The organism is Citrobacter sp. wls716 (genome assembly GCF_005280975.1).
Classification (GTDB): domain Bacteria; phylum Pseudomonadota; class Gammaproteobacteria; order Enterobacterales; family Enterobacteriaceae; genus Citrobacter; species Citrobacter youngae.
On sequence record NZ_SZWX01000024.1, the window covers coordinates 50,376 to 65,667 of the forward strand.

Annotated in this window: 13 protein-coding genes; 9 read left to right on the plus strand and 4 right to left on the minus strand. The window is 51.8% G+C overall.

Features of this window, described 5'->3' with window-relative positions:
* Positions 1 to 6: 6 nt before the first annotated feature.
* The 6 genes from FDX24_RS06570 (at position 7) to FDX24_RS06595 (ending at position 6,250) form a co-directional block, all read left to right on the plus strand.
* Positions 7 to 1,050, plus strand: coding sequence for an NAD(P)-dependent alcohol dehydrogenase (locus FDX24_RS06570; protein WP_137364019.1), 1,044 nt, complete (start codon positions 7 to 9; stop codon positions 1,048 to 1,050).
* Positions 1,051 to 1,074: 24 nt separating this feature from the next.
* Positions 1,075 to 1,911 (plus strand): ketose-bisphosphate aldolase, encoded by an 837-nt coding sequence (locus FDX24_RS06575; RefSeq protein WP_061067762.1) that lies wholly within the window; start codon positions 1,075 to 1,077, stop codon positions 1,909 to 1,911.
* Positions 1,912 to 1,915: 4 nt separating this feature from the next.
* On the plus strand, positions 1,916 to 2,863 hold the full coding sequence (locus tag FDX24_RS06580) for a carbohydrate kinase family protein (protein ID WP_137364020.1): 948 nt from the start codon (positions 1,916 to 1,918) through the stop codon (positions 2,861 to 2,863).
* A gap of 9 nt (positions 2,864 to 2,872) precedes the next feature.
* The gene (locus FDX24_RS06585) at positions 2,873 to 3,856 is read left to right on the plus strand and encodes an aldo/keto reductase (RefSeq protein WP_137364021.1); all 984 of its coding nucleotides are present in this window, start codon (positions 2,873 to 2,875) and stop codon (positions 3,854 to 3,856) included.
* Positions 3,857 to 3,992: 136 nt separating this feature from the next.
* Complete coding sequence (locus FDX24_RS06590; RefSeq protein ID WP_048211911.1) at positions 3,993 to 4,751, plus strand: DeoR/GlpR family DNA-binding transcription regulator; 759 nt, start codon at positions 3,993 to 3,995, stop codon at positions 4,749 to 4,751.
* A gap of 140 nt (positions 4,752 to 4,891) precedes the next feature.
* Positions 4,892 to 6,250, plus strand: a complete 1,359-nt coding sequence (locus FDX24_RS06595) for an MFS transporter (protein WP_137364022.1) — start codon at positions 4,892 to 4,894, stop codon at positions 6,248 to 6,250.
* Positions 6,251 to 6,287: 37 nt separating this feature from the next.
* Here the strand turns inward: FDX24_RS06595 and pncA are convergent, their stop codons facing one another.
* From pncA to sppA, 3 genes are read right to left on the minus strand one after another with little or no spacing between them, the layout of a single operon-like run.
* Complete coding sequence (gene pncA, locus FDX24_RS06600) at positions 6,288 to 6,926, minus strand: bifunctional nicotinamidase/pyrazinamidase (RefSeq protein WP_101741738.1); 639 nt, start codon at positions 6,924 to 6,926, stop codon at positions 6,288 to 6,290.
* A gap of 14 nt (positions 6,927 to 6,940) precedes the next feature.
* Entirely contained in the window at positions 6,941 to 7,957 is a 1,017-nt protein-coding gene (ansA, locus tag FDX24_RS06605; protein WP_137364023.1) for an asparaginase, read from the minus strand.
* Positions 7,958 to 8,012: 55 nt separating this feature from the next.
* Entirely contained in the window at positions 8,013 to 9,869 is a 1,857-nt protein-coding gene (gene sppA, locus FDX24_RS06610) for a signal peptide peptidase SppA (protein WP_137364024.1), read from the minus strand.
* Positions 9,870 to 10,043: 174 nt separating this feature from the next.
* Here sppA and FDX24_RS06615 point away from each other — a divergent pair, with 174 nt between their 5' ends.
* From FDX24_RS06615 to topB, 3 genes are all read left to right on the plus strand, one after another.
* Entirely contained in the window at positions 10,044 to 10,595 is a 552-nt protein-coding gene (locus FDX24_RS06615) for an NAD(P)H nitroreductase (RefSeq protein ID WP_048211906.1), read from the plus strand.
* 116 nt (positions 10,596 to 10,711) lie between these two features.
* Entirely contained in the window at positions 10,712 to 11,755 is a 1,044-nt protein-coding gene (gene selD, locus FDX24_RS06620) for a selenide, water dikinase SelD (RefSeq protein WP_137364025.1), read from the plus strand.
* A gap of 4 nt (positions 11,756 to 11,759) precedes the next feature.
* Positions 11,760 to 13,703 carry a DNA topoisomerase III gene (gene topB, locus FDX24_RS06625; protein WP_137364099.1) on the plus strand — a complete coding sequence of 648 codons (1,944 nt, stop codon included), beginning with the start codon at positions 11,760 to 11,762 and terminating at the stop codon, positions 13,701 to 13,703.
* Between the two features lie 89 nt (positions 13,704 to 13,792).
* On the opposite strand, the gene gdhA is transcribed toward topB, so the two are convergent.
* A complete protein-coding gene (gene gdhA, locus FDX24_RS06630; RefSeq protein ID WP_040233659.1) occupies positions 13,793 to 15,136 on the minus strand; it encodes an NADP-specific glutamate dehydrogenase in 1,344 nt (447 codons plus the stop codon).
* Positions 15,137 to 15,292: the final 156 nt, after the last annotated feature.

Below are 15,292 nucleotides of genomic sequence, written 5' to 3' on the forward strand. Positions count from 1 at the left end.
AATAAAATGAAAAATTCAAAAGCGATATTAAAAACGCCGGGCACGATGAAAATTATTGCCGCCGATATCCCGGTGCCAAAAGAGCACGAAGTGCTGATCAAAGTTGAATACGTTGGCATTTGCGGTTCAGATGTTCATGGATTTGAATCAGGTCCTTTTATTCCGCCGAAAGATCCCAATCAGGAAATTGGTCTGGGGCATGAATGCGCCGGTACGGTGGTGGCAGTAGGGAACCGTGTGACTAAATTTAAACCCGGCGACCGGGTGAATATCGAACCGGGTGTGCCGTGCGGTCACTGCCGCTACTGTCTGGAAGGGAAATACAACATCTGCCCTGATGTTGACTTTATGGCCACGCAGCCTAATTATCGCGGCGCGCTAACCCACTATCTGTGCCATCCGGAGAGCTTCACTTACAAGTTGCCCGATAATATGGACACCCTGGAAGGTGCGTTGGTGGAACCTGCGGCGGTGGGTATGCATGCTGCAATGCTGGCAGACGTTAAACCGGGTAAGAAAATCGTCATTCTCGGGGCGGGGTGTATTGGTTTAATGACCCTGCAAGCCTGTAAATGTTTGGGTGCTACCGACATTGCGGTGGTTGATGTGCTGGACAAACGTCTGGCTATGGCCGAACAACTCGGGGCGACAACCGTGATCAACGCTGCAAAAGAGGACACCGTTGCCCGCTGCCAGCAGTTCTCTGGCGATATGGGCGCGGACATTGTTTTCGAAACCGCCGGTTCAGCCATCACCGTTAAGCAGGCGCCGTATCTGGTGATGCGCGGCGGGAAAATAATGATCGTCGGTACAGTACCTGGTGATTCCGCAATTAATTTCCTCAAAATTAACCGTGAAGTGTCTATTCAGACCGTTTTCCGTTACGCCAACCGCTATCCGGTTACTATTGAAGCCATATCCTCCGGTCGGTTCGATGTGAAATCGATGGTGACGCATATTTACGATTATGCAGATGTTCAGCGCGCGTTTGATGAATCCGTTAATAACAAAAGCGAAATTATTAAAGGCGTAATTAAAGTAAATCATTAATTTATCGGAAAGGGAGAAATAACTATGCTGGCAGATATTAAATATTGGGAAAATGATGCCCAAAATAAACATTATGCGATTGCTCACTTTAACGTGTGGAATGCAGAAATGCTAATGGGGGTGATTGATGCGGCGGAAGAGTCGAAATCGCCGGTGATTATCTCCTTCGGTACTGGTTTTGTGGGGAATACCTCGTTCGAAGATTTTTCGCACATGATGGTTTCAATGGCTAAAAAGGCCTCGGTTCCAGTTATTACCCACTGGGATCACGGCCGCAGCATGGAGATAATCCATAACGCCTGGACTCATGGCATGAATTCGCTGATGCGTGATGCCTCTGCCTTTGATTTCGAAGAGAATATTCGTCTGACAAAAGAGGCCGTGGATTTTTTCCATCCACTGGGTGTGCCGGTCGAAGCGGAACTGGGCCATGTGGGCAATGAAACGGTGTACGAAGAGGCACTGGCGGGTTATCACTATACCGATCCGAACCAGGCGGCGGAATTTGTCGAGCGTACCGGCTGTGACTCGCTGGCGGTAGCGATTGGTAACCAGCACGGCGTCTATACCTCAGAGCCGAAACTGAATTTCGACGTGGTTAAACGCGTGCGCGAAGCCGTATCCGTTCCACTGGTGTTGCATGGTGCGTCAGGTATCAGCGATGCGGATATCAAAAAAGCCATTTCATTAGGTATCTCTAAAATCAACATTCACACCGAACTGTGCCAGGCTGCGATGGTGGCAGTACAGGAGAACCAGGACCAGCCGTTCCTGCACGTTGAACGTGAAGTTCGCAAAGCGGTAAAAGAGCGTGCACTGGAGAAAATTAAACTGTTCGGTTCTGACGGTAAAGCGGAATGACAACATGGATAATATCGAGGTTATTTGTATAGGGGCTGCTATTGTTGATATTCCTTTACAGCCTGTGAGTAAAAATATCTTTGATGTTGACTCTTATCCGTTAGAACGAATAGCGATGACAACCGGCGGCGACGCAATTAACGAAGCGACAATTATTTCTCGTCTCGGTCATCGTACAGCGTTAATGAGCCGGGTTGGGGCTGATGCAGCAGGTCATTTTATTCTCGACCACTGTCGTCGGGAGAATATAGATATTCAGAGCCTGAAGCAGGATGCCGCAATTGATACATCTATTAACGTGGGATTAGTCACCGCCGATGGCGAGCGTACTTTTGTGACTAACCGTAACGGCAGCCTGTGGAAGCTGAATATCAGCGATGTTGATTTTGACCGCTTCTCTCAAGCAAAGTTGTTGTCGCTGGCGAGTATTTTTAATAGCCCGTTACTGGACGGCGATGCACTGACGGCAATTTTCACTCAGGCGAAAGCGCATCGGTTAATTATCTGCGCGGATATGATTAAACCACGACTGAATGAAACGCTGGACGATATCCGTGAAGCGCTGAGCTACGTGGATTATCTGTTTCCCAATTTTGAAGAGGCAAAACTGCTCACCGGGAAAGAGACGCTGGATGACATTGCCGACAGTTTCCTGAACTGTGGAGTGAAAACCGTCGTGATTAAGACCGGCAAGAGAGGCTGCTTTATCAAGCGTGTCGATATGAAAATCGAAGTTCCAGCCGTTTCGGGAATTACCGCCATCGACACTATCGGCGCGGGAGACAATTTCGCCTCGGGATTTATTTCCGCGCTGCTTGAAGGCAAAACACTGCGTGAGTGCGCGCTGTTTGCTAACGCAACGGCAGCCATATCGGTTTTGAGCGTAGGGGCCACGACGGGTGTGAAGAACAGAAAGCTGGTTGAACAACTTCTCGACGAAAATGAAGGATAATAGCAGCAGATGAAAATGATTCCTTTAGGCAGTACGGATATTACGCTTTCCCGCATGGGATTAGGCACCTGGGCGATTGGTGGCGGTCCGGCGTGGAACGGCGATCTCGACCTGCAGGTCTGTATTGATACCATTGTTGAGGCGCATCGCTGCGGTATCAATCTGATTGATACCGCGCCAGGCTACAACTTTGGCAACAGTGAAGTGATTGTCGGTCAGGCGCTGAAAAAGCTGCCGCGCAGCGAGGTAGTGGTTGAAACCAAATGCGGCATCGTCTGGGAACGAACAGGCAGCCTGTTTAACAAAGTGGGCGACCGGCAGTTGTATAAAAACCTCACGCCCGAGTCGATTCGCGAAGAGGTGGATGCCAGCCTGCAAAGACTGGGTATTGAGAGCATTGATATCTACATGACCCACTGGCAGTCGGTGGAACCCTGTTTTACGCCGATTGCGGAAACAGTCGATACACTAAACGCACTCAAGAAAGAGGGGAAAATTCGTTCTATCGGTGCGGCGAACGTCGATGCGGAACATATCAGGGAGTATCTCAAACACGGTGAGCTGGATATCATCCAGGCCAAGTACAGCATCCTTGACCGGGCACTGGAGGCTGAACTGCTGCCGTTATGCCAGCAGCATGGCATCGTGGTGCAGGTCTATTCACCGCTCGAGCAGGGGTTGTTGACCGGTACTATCGCCAGAGATTATGTCCCGGGTGGCGCGCGGGCCAACAAAGTCTGGTTCCAACGGGACAATATGCTACGGGTGATTGACATGCTTGAGCAATGGCGGCCGTTGTGCGAAAAATACCGCTGCACAATCCCCGCGTTGGCACTGGCGTGGATTTTGAAGCAAAGCAATTTAATCACCTTGCTGAGCGGCGCAACCGCGCCTGAACAGGTTCGTGATAATGTTCAGGCGTTAACGATTTCCCTAACCGATGATGATTCTTCATTGATGAGGCGAATGGCTGAGGCGTTGGATACAAAATAAGCCAAATGGGAGTTACCTCTGTTTCTGTGTAAAATAGTATTAAAATCTGTGATTCAGACATGTTCTTTTGAAAATAAACATAGCCTGTGAGATACTTGGGTCTTATTATTACTTTGCAGGAAACAGAGGTGTCATCGTGGCGGCAAAAGACAGGATTCAGGCCATTAAGCAAATGGTGGCGAATGATAAGAAAGTAGCGGTATCTAATTTAAGTTCGATCTTTCAGGTGACTGAAGAAACGATTCGCCGCGATCTGGAAAAACTGGAAGATGAAGGTTTTTTGACCCGAACATATGGCGGTGCTGTACTCAATACCACCGCGTTGTCCGACAATATCCATTTTTATAAGCGTGCAAAATCTTTTTTTGAAGAAAAGCAGATCATTGCCCGTAATGCATTACCGTTTATTAAAAATAAGACCACCATGGCTGCCGACTCCAGCAGTACCGCGATGGAATTATTAAAACTGTTGAAGGAAAGAAACGATCTGACGCTCCTGACCAACTCGGCTGAAGCTTTTCATGAGCTGGCACAGTCAGAGATTAACGTTGTTTCTACTGGCGGTGAATTAAATAAAAATACGCTGTCGCTTCAGGGAAGGATCACCAAGGAGATTATCAGCCGCTATCATGTTGATATCCTGGTAATGAGCTGCAAAGGTCTGGATATGCAGAGCGGGGCGCTTGATTCTAACGAAGCGGAAGCGGAAATCAAAAAAACCATGATCCGCCAGGCGACTGAAGTAGCTCTGTTAGTTGATCATTCGAAGTTCGATCGTAAAGCGTTCGTCCAGCTCGTGGACTTTAGCCATATTAATTACCTTATAACCAATAAGGCACCGGGTGCAGAGTGGATTGCATTTTGCAAAGAGAATAATATTCAACTCGTATATTAATTTTAACGTAGGGCGTGTCGATATTATTTTAGTTTGCACCTGGGCAATGCCATAAGAACCTAATGATGATGGATGGCGCGGCGAATTTTATTCTGCCGCGATCGCCATACTTTCTATTTAGCTTAATTTGAGGCATCCAGATGGAACAATGTGACCCTATCGGTGCAAGATTAGATCGCTTACCTTTATCTCGATTTCATTTTCGTATTTTCGGCATTATCAGTTTTAGTTTATTAGTCACCGGTTTTCTCAGCTATTCCGGGAATGTGGTATTGGCAAAATTAGTCAGTACCGGTTGGTCAAATAATTACCTCAACGCCGTGTTTACCTCGGCTCTGATGTTTGGCTATTTTATTGGCTCACTAACCGGTGGCTTTATTGGTGATTATCTTGGCCGACGCAAGGCGTTTCGCTTCAATTTGCTGATCGTCGGGGTCTCTGCCTGTGCGGCAACGTTTGTGCCTAACATGTACTGGCTTATCTTTTTCCGCTTCCTGATGGGGAGCGGAATGGGAGCGCTAATTATGGTGGGCTATGCCTCATTTACTGAATTTATTCCGCCCGGGGTGCGTGGGAAGTGGTCTGCTCGCCTGTCGTTTGTCGGCAACTGGTCGCCGATGCTGTCGGCGGCAATTGGCGTTGTGATTATCGCCTTTCTAAGCTGGCGGATGATGTTTTTACTCGGTGGCATGGCAATGCTCTTAGCATGGTATCTGTCGGGAAAGTACTATATTGAATCTCCTCGTTGGTTGGCTGGCAAAGGACAGAGAAACGAAGCTGAAAAACATCTTCTACAGGTGGAACTGCAAATTGAGAAAGAAAAAAACATCACTTTACCATCCTGCCGGAACGAATGCCCGTCGGCGGATTTAAGCACGGCAAGTGGTTCATTTTGGCTATTGTTTAAGGGGCCAATGTTGCGCTGTACACTGGTGGCGATCACCGTGCTTATTGCGATGAATATTTCGCTCTATACCATTACGGTATGGATCCCGACGATTTTTGTTAATTCGGGAATCGATGTGACGAAATCTATTTTTATGACCGCGATAATTATGATTGGCGCACCTGTTGGGATATTTATAGCCACACTGATTATCGACCGTTTTCCACGGCGATTGTTTGGTTCATTCTTGTTGATTATTATCGCGCTGCTCGGCTATTTCTATTCGATTCAAACCGAAGAGTGGGCTATTTTGAGCTACGGGTTGGTGATGATCTTTTTTTTGTATATGTATGTGTGCTTTGCCTCTGCGGTATATGTCCCCGAACTGTGGCCCACACACCTTAGATTGCGGGGATCGGGCTTTGTGAATGCCGTGGGAAGAATTGTCGCAGTATTTACGCCCTATGGCGTCGCTATCTTGTTGACCCGCTACGGCTCGATTACGGTCTTTATCGTGCTAGGCATAATGCTGGTGCTGTGCGCGCTGATTCTTTTTTGCTTTGGCATCGAAACACGCAAAGTTTCGCTGGAAGAGATTTCAACGCTGGCCTGAGATAACGTGCCGACAGGGGAGATCCTGTCGGCATCAATTAGCGCTGGGTTTCCAGCCAGTCGTCCAACGTATACAGCGTTGCGCCCGCCGCCGCCATGTCCATAAAGGCGTTTGCACTGTCCTGGGGTTGAATATTGACGCCACGGCAGCCATCGGTAATAACGCTGACGGTATAACCCAAATCGAGCGCATCCAGAACGGTAAATTTGACGCAATAATCAGTTGCCAGTCCCATAATGATGAGGTCGGTAACATGATGTTGCTGAAGCCACGCATTCAGTGCAGTAGCCTGGCGACGACCGTTATCAAAAAACGCACTGTAACTGTCGACCAGCGGGTTCTCGCCCTTGGTAAAGGTTTGAGATATCGCCCGCTGTTTCAGCAGTGGATGTAGGCTTGCTCCTTCACTGTGCTGTACGCAATGATCGGGCCAGAAGGTTTGCGCCAGGCCATCGAGTTGTCCCTGGCTGTAGGGAGCAACCTGATGCTGGCTGGCAAAGCTGCCGTGATTAGCCGGGTGCCAGTCCAGGCTGGCAACGACCATGTCACCGCGTACGGCACACCAGTCAATCAGACGGTTGGCAATATCGATTGTGCTGTCACCTTGTGGGACCGCGAGGGCACCACCGGCACAAAAGTCATTTTGTAAATCGACCAACAGTAAGGCTCGGGCCATGGGCATAGACTCCTTTAATCGTCAGGCGTGAGCTCACCACGCAGATTTTGCGTCATCGCTTCACGGATCGTCTGCGTATCCAGTCCCTGACTCAGCAAATAGTGTAGTTTGGTGAGTGTGGCTTCGACGGTCATATCCGCGCCGCCAATCACGCCAGCATGCGCCAGCGCATTGCCTGTCGCGTAGCCCCCCATGTTCACCTTGCCGGACATACACTGCGTAAGGTTCACCACCACAATGCCACGCGAACTCGCATCTTCAAGTTCTTGCAGAAACTCTTTATTCTGCGGTGCATTCCCCACGCCGTAGGAGCGCAAAATTAATGCTTTTACAGGTTGGCGCAGGAAGTTGCGTACTACATCAGCGGAGATCCCAGGATAAATGGTGACCACGCCAATCGGTTGCGGAGTGATAGGATGCACAATCAACTCACCTGTGCCGTGAGGTGCGGGCGGTGTTCCCAGCCGACGAATGTGGATCCCCGCTTCCAGCAGCGGTGCAAGGTTGGGTGAGGCAAACGCGTCAAAACCATCGGCGTGCGCTTTAGTGGTCCGGTTGCCGCGAAACAATCGATTGTTGAAAAACAGGGTAACTTCATTGATCGGGTAATTTGCTGCAACGTACAACGCATTCAGCAAATTGATTTGTCCGTCAGAACGTAGCTCTGCTAATGGGATTTGTGACCCTGTCACAATGACCGGCTTGCCCAGATTCTCCAGCATAAAAGAGAGCGCCGAAGCCGTAAACGCCATGGTGTCAGTGCCGTGCAGAATGACAAAACCATCGTAATCGTCGTAGTGCGCTTTAATGTCTTCCGCAATATGCTGCCAGTCTTCCGGCGTCATATCGGAGGAATCCATCAGCGGGGCGTATTCGTGGATGGTGAAGTCTGGCATCTCCGGACGGTGGAATTCAGGCATCAACGCCAGCTGGCGCTGCAGGTGACCGGAAACGGGAATATAACCCTGTTCTGAGCGCTGCATGCCAATGGTACCGCCGGTATAGGCAACGTAAATTGAGTTTTTCTGCATGACTTTTCTTCTGTCTCAAAGAAAACCCCTCTTCATCCCGAAGAGGGGTCAATAGTTAGCGAACGTTGGCGCAGGTCAGGCAAAACGCATAGCGGTTTTGCGGATCGTTGAATGCGGCCAGCTTATCGCTTTCGGCTTTTACTGCACTGGCCGCAGAGGCCAGCGGTGGCGGGAGCATAGCCTGAATGGCGTCAGGCAGCATGGCACGAACGGAGCCAGACATGCTGTCCATCACCATATCAACGAATGTTGGTTCGTCCTGATAATACTCAATGTGCCACTGTTTCAGTTTGCCAAGCTCAGCCGCTTTCGCGACGGCGTCGTCAAAATCACCGAGGCTGTCAACCAGACCGTTGGCTTTCGCATCCTGACCGGTCCAGACGTGGCCCTGCGCGATTTTGTCAATCTGCTCAGGCGTTGTCTTACGCGCATCCGCAACCAGCGTGATAAAGCGTTTGTAGCCGTTCTCAATGCTCAGTTGCATCATCTGCTGCACTTCCGGCGGTAACGCTTTGGTGATGGAGATATCCGCCAGTGGGGACGTTGCAACACCGTCAGTATGCACGCCAATTGAATCCAGGCTGTTTTCTACCGTGTTGATAACACCAAAGATGCCGATGGAGCCGGTCAGGGTGCTGGGGTTTGCCACGATGTAGCTGGCAGGCGTAGAGATCCAGTACCCACCGGATGCCGCCATGCCGCCCATGGACACCACAACCGGTTTGCCCGCCGCTTTTGCCGCTGCCAGCTCAGCACGAATGACTTCGGAGGCACTGACGCTGCCGCCAGGGCTGTTAACGCGCAGAACAATGGCTTTCACTTTCGGATCAAGACGCGCTTCGCGGATCTGTGCGGCAGTGGTGTCGCCGCCCACATTCCCAGGGGTTTCTTCACCGTCCATAATCGCGCCATTGGCGAAGATAACGCCAATGCTGTCTCCAGTATCCGCTGGCGTTTTCAGTGAGTAATCGTAATAGCTGACAGCGCGATAATTTTTATCCGCTTTACTCCAGCCAAACTGTTTGGTCAGCATTTTTTCGACTTCGGCGCTGGAGGCCAGTGCATCCACCAGTTTGTTGTCGAGCGCATATTTCGCGGTATCACCATCGACTCTCGTCAATCCGTCAAGCATCGCCTGCGCGCCCGGGAACACCTGCTGCGCAGGGATTTGGCGGTTGGCGGCGACCGTGTCGAGATAGTTCTGCCACAGCTCGCCTATCCAGCGGCTGTCGGCTTCACGCGCGGCAGGAGACATATCATCGCGGATAAATGGCTCGACGGCAGACTTATAAGTCCCGACACGGAACACGTGAGTGGAAACTTTCAGCTTGTCGAGCAGGGATTTGTAGTACAGACCGTTAGTGGCAAAGCCGTGCAGATCAACGGAACCCTGTGGAGAAAGATAAATTTTATTGGCGAAACTGGCGAGGTAGTACTGCCCCTGGCTGAAGTTATCGCCTACGGCGAAGACCGGTTTGCCGCTGTCGCGGAATTCCCGCAGCGCTTTACCGATATACTGCATGGAAGGCTGGTCGGCCCCGGCAAAATTTTTCAGATCCATCACGATGCCGGTGATGTTGCGATCATCTTTTGCCTGGCGAATAGTATTCACGATATCGAACAGGGAGTTTTCCTGCAGGCGATCGGAACTGGCGCCAAACAGTTGACGACCAATAACGCTTAAGCGACTGGTGCTCGATGGCTTATCGACAATCACCCCCGAGATATCCAGCAACAGTGCGCCTCGCTCAGCATGTTCGCTGGTACTGCTGCTACTGACCTGCATCCAGATACCCACGCCAACCAGCACCAAAAAGATGAAGAACAGGTTAAGCACAAATTCACGGACGAAATTGAGTAATCGCCATGTCCATTTAAAAAATCCGGCAATAAATCGCCACAGGGTTCGCATGTATTCTCCCTACCGATTAACAACACGCCACCCGAAATTCCGGAGAAAGGCGTTAAGATGAGGCTATCGTAATGACCCGGCAGGCACTTGTCAGCAGGAATCGCCGCCTGTGCTGTAACAAAATCCGCCCACGTGTTAATTTTGTGAACAAATATCATTGTTGGAGTTAAGCAAATGGATGCACTCGAATTACTTATCACCCGTCGTAGCGCTTCTCGTCTTGTCGAACCGGCCCCGGCCGGAGAGCAACTGCAAAACATTCTGCGGGCGGGAATGCGCGCACCGGACCACAAGTCGCTACAACCGTGGCAATTTTTTGTGATTGAAGGTGAAGGACGCGAACGCTTTAGTGCCGTGCTTGAAAAAGGCGCAATCGCCGCAGGTAGCGATGAGAAAGCTCAGGAAAAAGCGCGCAGCGCACCGTTTCGCGCGCCGCTGATTATTACCGTGGTGGCGAAATGTGAAGAAAACGACAAGGTTCCTCTGTGGGAACAAGAAATGTCTGCCGGTTGTGCGGTGATGGCTATGCAGATGGCCGCAATTGCCCAGGGCTTTGGCGGTATCTGGCGCAGTGGTGCATTAACCGAAAGTGCGGTCGTTCGTGAAGCATTCGACTGTCGCCCGCAAGATAAAATCGTCGGTTTCCTCTATCTGGGAACGCCGCAGCTAAAAGCCTCCACGACGATTAACCTTGCCGATCCGAGCGCATTCGTCCGTTATTTCTGATATCAACGGCAAAACTGTCTGGATTCTGAGCAAAGACACTCGAATTCAGACAGTCACTCTTACCACATCATGGAATGAGCGCTACCATATCCGGATTGCAATGACAGGAGATGTCCATGAGCGAGCAAGCTATTCGTTTAACGCAATACAGCCACGGAGCCGGTTGCGGTTGTAAAATTTCCCCAAAAGTGCTGGAAACCATCCTGCACAGCGAGCAGGCGAAGTTTGTTGATCCGAACTTACTGGTGGGTAATGAAACTCGCGACGACGCGGCCGTATACGATTTGGGAAACGGCATCAGTGTTATCAGCACCACCGATTTCTTTATGCCGATTGTCGATAATCCGTTTGATTTTGGCCGCATCGCCGCCACTAACGCCATCAGCGATATTTTCGCCATGGGCGGCAAACCGATTATGGCAATTGCTATTCTGGGCTGGCCGCTGGATAAGCTGGCACCGGAAATCGCCCGCGAAGTCACCGAAGGCGGACGTTTTGCCTGCCGTCAGGCGGGTATTGCGCTGGCGGGCGGCCACTCTATCGATGCCCCAGAGCCTATCTTTGGCCTTGCGGTAACTGGCGTTGTGCCGACCGAACGCGTGAAGAAAAACAGCACCGCAGAGGCAGGGTGTAAGTTATTCCTGACCAAGCCTCTGGGGATTGGCGTTCTGACGACAGCAGAGAAAAAATCACTACTGAAGGAAGAACACAAAGGACTGGCGACAGAAGTGATGTGTCGGATGAACATTGCCGGTGCGGCATTCGCCGATATCGACGGCGTGAAAGCCATGACCGACGTTACCGGTTTTGGTCTGCTGGGGCATCTGAGTGAAATGTGTCAGGGCGCAGGCGTTCAGGCGCAAATTATCTACCAGGATATTCCTAAGCTGCCTGGCGTTGAAGAATACATCGCGCAAGGTGCGGTACCCGGCGGTACCCAACGTAACTTTGCCAGCTACGGACACCTGATGGGTGAAATGCCGCAATCGGTACGCGATCTGTTGTGCGATCCGCAAACTTCCGGTGGCCTACTGCTGGCGGTAACGCCGGAAGCTGAAGCCGAAGTGAAAGCGGCAGCGGCGCAGTTCGGTATCGATCTCACCGCCATTGGTGAGTTAGTGGAAGCTCGTGGCGGTCGCGCCATGGTTGAGATTCGTTAACTCGATGCGGTTGTTTATTGCCGAAAAACCAAGTCTGGCGCGCGCCATCGCCGATGTGCTACCCAAGCCGCATCGCAAAGGTGACGGCTTTATTGAATGCGGAAATGGACAAGTGGTGACCTGGTGTATTGGTCACTTGCTTGAGCAGGCGCAGCCAGACGCCTACGACAGTCGTTATGCTCGCTGGAGTCTGGTCGATCTGCCGATTGTCCCGGAAAAGTGGCAACTGCAACCGCGCCCCTCGGTGACCAAACAACTTAACGTCATTAAGCGCTTTTTGCATGAGGCCAGCGAAGTTATTCACGCCGGTGACCCCGATCGTGAAGGGCAACTGCTGGTGGATGAAGTGCTGGATTACCTGCAACTGGCGCCTGAAAAGCGCCAACAGGTGCAACGTTGCCTGATTAACGACCTCAACCCGCAGGCCGTTGAGCGGGCTATTGAGCGGCTGCGCGCCAACAGTGAGTTTATTCCGCTGTGCGTGTCGGCACTGGCGCGAGCGCGTGCGGACTGGTTGTACGGTATCAATATGACGCGCGCTTACACCATTCTTGGACGTAACGCGGGCTATCAGGGCGTACTTTCGGTCGGGCGCGTACAAACGCCGGTGCTCGGGCTGGTTGTGCGTCGTGATGAAGAGATTGAAAACTTTGTCGCCAAAGACTTCTTTGAGGTAAAGGCGCATATCGTAACGCCCGCCGATGAGCGGTTTACCGCTATCTGGCAGCCGAGCGAAGCGTGTGAGCCGTATCAGGATGAAGAAGGGCGCTTGCTGAATCGCACGCTGGCTGAACACGTGGTAAACCGAATTAACGGTCAACCGGCGATAGTCACCAGCTATAACGATAAACGGGAATCAGAATCCGCGCCGTTACCTTTCTCGCTGTCGGCGTTGCAGATTGAAGCGGCGAAACGCTTTGGCTTAAGCGCACAAAACGTTCTGGATATCTGCCAGAAGCTGTATGAAACCCACAAATTGATTACCTATCCGCGTTCGGATAGCCGTTATTTGCCGGAAGAACACTTTGCCGGACGTCACGCGGTGTTGAACGCGATTAGCGTCCATGCGCCGGATCTGCTCCCGCAACCGGCGGTCAATCCCGATACGCGAAACCGCTGTTGGGACGATAAAAAAGTGGATGCGCACCACGCCATCATTCCTACCGCGCGCAGTTCATCCATCAACCTGAATGACAATGAAGCGAAAATTTACAACCTGATTGCCCGTCAGTATCTGATGCAATTTTGCGCAGATGCGGTATTCAGGAAGTGCGTTATTGAGCTGGATATTGCCAAAGGCAAGTTTGTTGCCAAAGCGCGTTTTCTGGCGGAAGCCGGATGGCGCACGCTGCTCGGCAATAAAGAGCGCGACGAAGATAACGACGGAACGCCGTTGCCGGTGGTGGCAAAAGATGACGAGCTGTTGTGCGAAAAAGGCGAAGTGGTTGAACGTCAGACCCAACCGCCACGACACTTTACCGATGCCACGCTGCTGTCAGCGATGACCGGGATTGCGCGATTCGTGCAGGATAAAGAACTGAAAAAGATCCTGCGCGCGACAGACGGACTGGGAACGGAAGCGACGCGCGCCGGGATTATCGAGTTGCTGTTTAAGCGCGGGTTCCTGGTGAAAAAAGGGCGTTATATCCATTCCACCGACGCGGGAAAAGCGCTATTTCACTCACTGCCTGAAATGGCGACGCGTCCGGATATGACCGCGCACTGGGAATCTGTCCTGACCCAAATCAGTGAAAAGCAATGTCGCTATCAGGATTTCATGCAGCCGCTGGTGGGGACGCTGTATCAGCTTATCGATCAGGCGCGCAGCACACCGGTACGACGCTTCCGGGGAATTGCTGCACCTGGCGGTAGTGGTGATAAGAAAAAGAGCGCGCCGCGTAAACGCCCGGCGGAAAAAAGCCCGCCATCCGAAGAGGCAGGCGTGTAAGTCTGTAGGCCTGATAAGCGTAGCGTCATCAGGCTTTGCCGGATGCGGCAACCGTGCTTTATCCGACCTACGGGTCTACAGAGACGATATTAAATCACACCCTGGCCCAGCATCGCGTCGGCAACTTTCACGAAGCCCGCGATGTTGGCGCCACGTACGTAGTTGGTCTGCTTGCTTTCGCCGCCGTATTCAACGCAGGCATGGTGAATATCCAGCATGATGTGGTGCAGGCGCGCATCCACTTTCTCCGCTTTCCAGCCCAGACGTGCGGCGTTCTGCGCCATTTCCAGACCGGATGTGGCGACGCCACCGGCGTTGGCGGCTTTACCCGGTGCGAACAGTACACCTGCCTCGAGGAACAGGTCGGTGGCTTCGATGGTGGTTGGCATGTTCGCACCTTCAGCCACGGCCTTGACGCCGTTGGCGATAAGCATTTGCGCGGCTTCCACATCGAGTTCGTTCTGCGTGGCACACGGCAGGGCGATATCGACCGGAACTGACCACGGTTGTTTGCCTTCCAGGTAGGTCAGGCCAAACTCACGGGCATAATCCGCTACGCGACCGTCACGGCTGTCTTTGATTGCACACAGACGCGCCAGTTTTTCTTTGGTAAATCCGCTTTCGTCGACTACGGTTCCGCTGGAATCGGAGGCGGTAACCACCCGCGCGCCAAACTCCATGGCTTTCTCAATGGCGAATTGCGCCACGTTACCGGAGCCAGAAACCGCCACGCGCATGCCTTCAAAGCCCAGACCATGGCGTTTGAGCATCGCTTCGGTGAAATACACCAAACCGTAGCCGGTCGCTTCCGGGCGGATCAGACTGCCGCCGAAAGAGAGACCTTTACCGGTAAAGACGCAGGCGCTGTTGTTGGAGAGTTTTTTCATCATCCCGGCCATAAAGCCGACTTCACGGCCACCCACGCCGATATCGCCCGCCGGAACGTCGGTATCGGGACCTAAATGGCGGAACAGTTCGGTCATCAGCGCCTGGCAGAAACGCATGATTTCGCCTTCGCTTTTCCCTTTCGGATCGAAATCGCTCCCGCCTTTACCCCCGCCCATTGGCAGGGTGGTGAGGGCATTTTTAAACGTCTGCTCGAAGCCGAGGAATTTCAGGATCGACAGGTTCACGGACGGATGGAAACGCATACCGCCTTTGTATGGGCCAATGGCAGAGCTAAACTGCACGCGCCATGCGCGGTTGACTTGCACCTGATTGCGGTCGTCCAGCCAGACTACGCGGAACTGGATCACGCGCTCCGGTTCAACCAGACGTTCCAGCAATGACATCTGACGATAACGTGGGTTTTGCTCGAGGAAGGGCCACAGCGTGGTCATTACCTCACGAACGGCTTGCGCGAACTCGGTCTGATTCGGGTCGCGCTTTTGCACATGGTTAAGAAACGACTCCAGAGAACATGTCTGATCCATAGATATAAGAACCTCTTATGTATTGATATGGTTATATTTTTGATATTTGTGTTAAGTGTTTTGCAGTTTTTGACTATACCACCAGCACTGTGACGAGACGCAAGAAAAAATTAATCCCGCTAAGTAAATTAATATTGCGTCGTGGGTCATAACCAA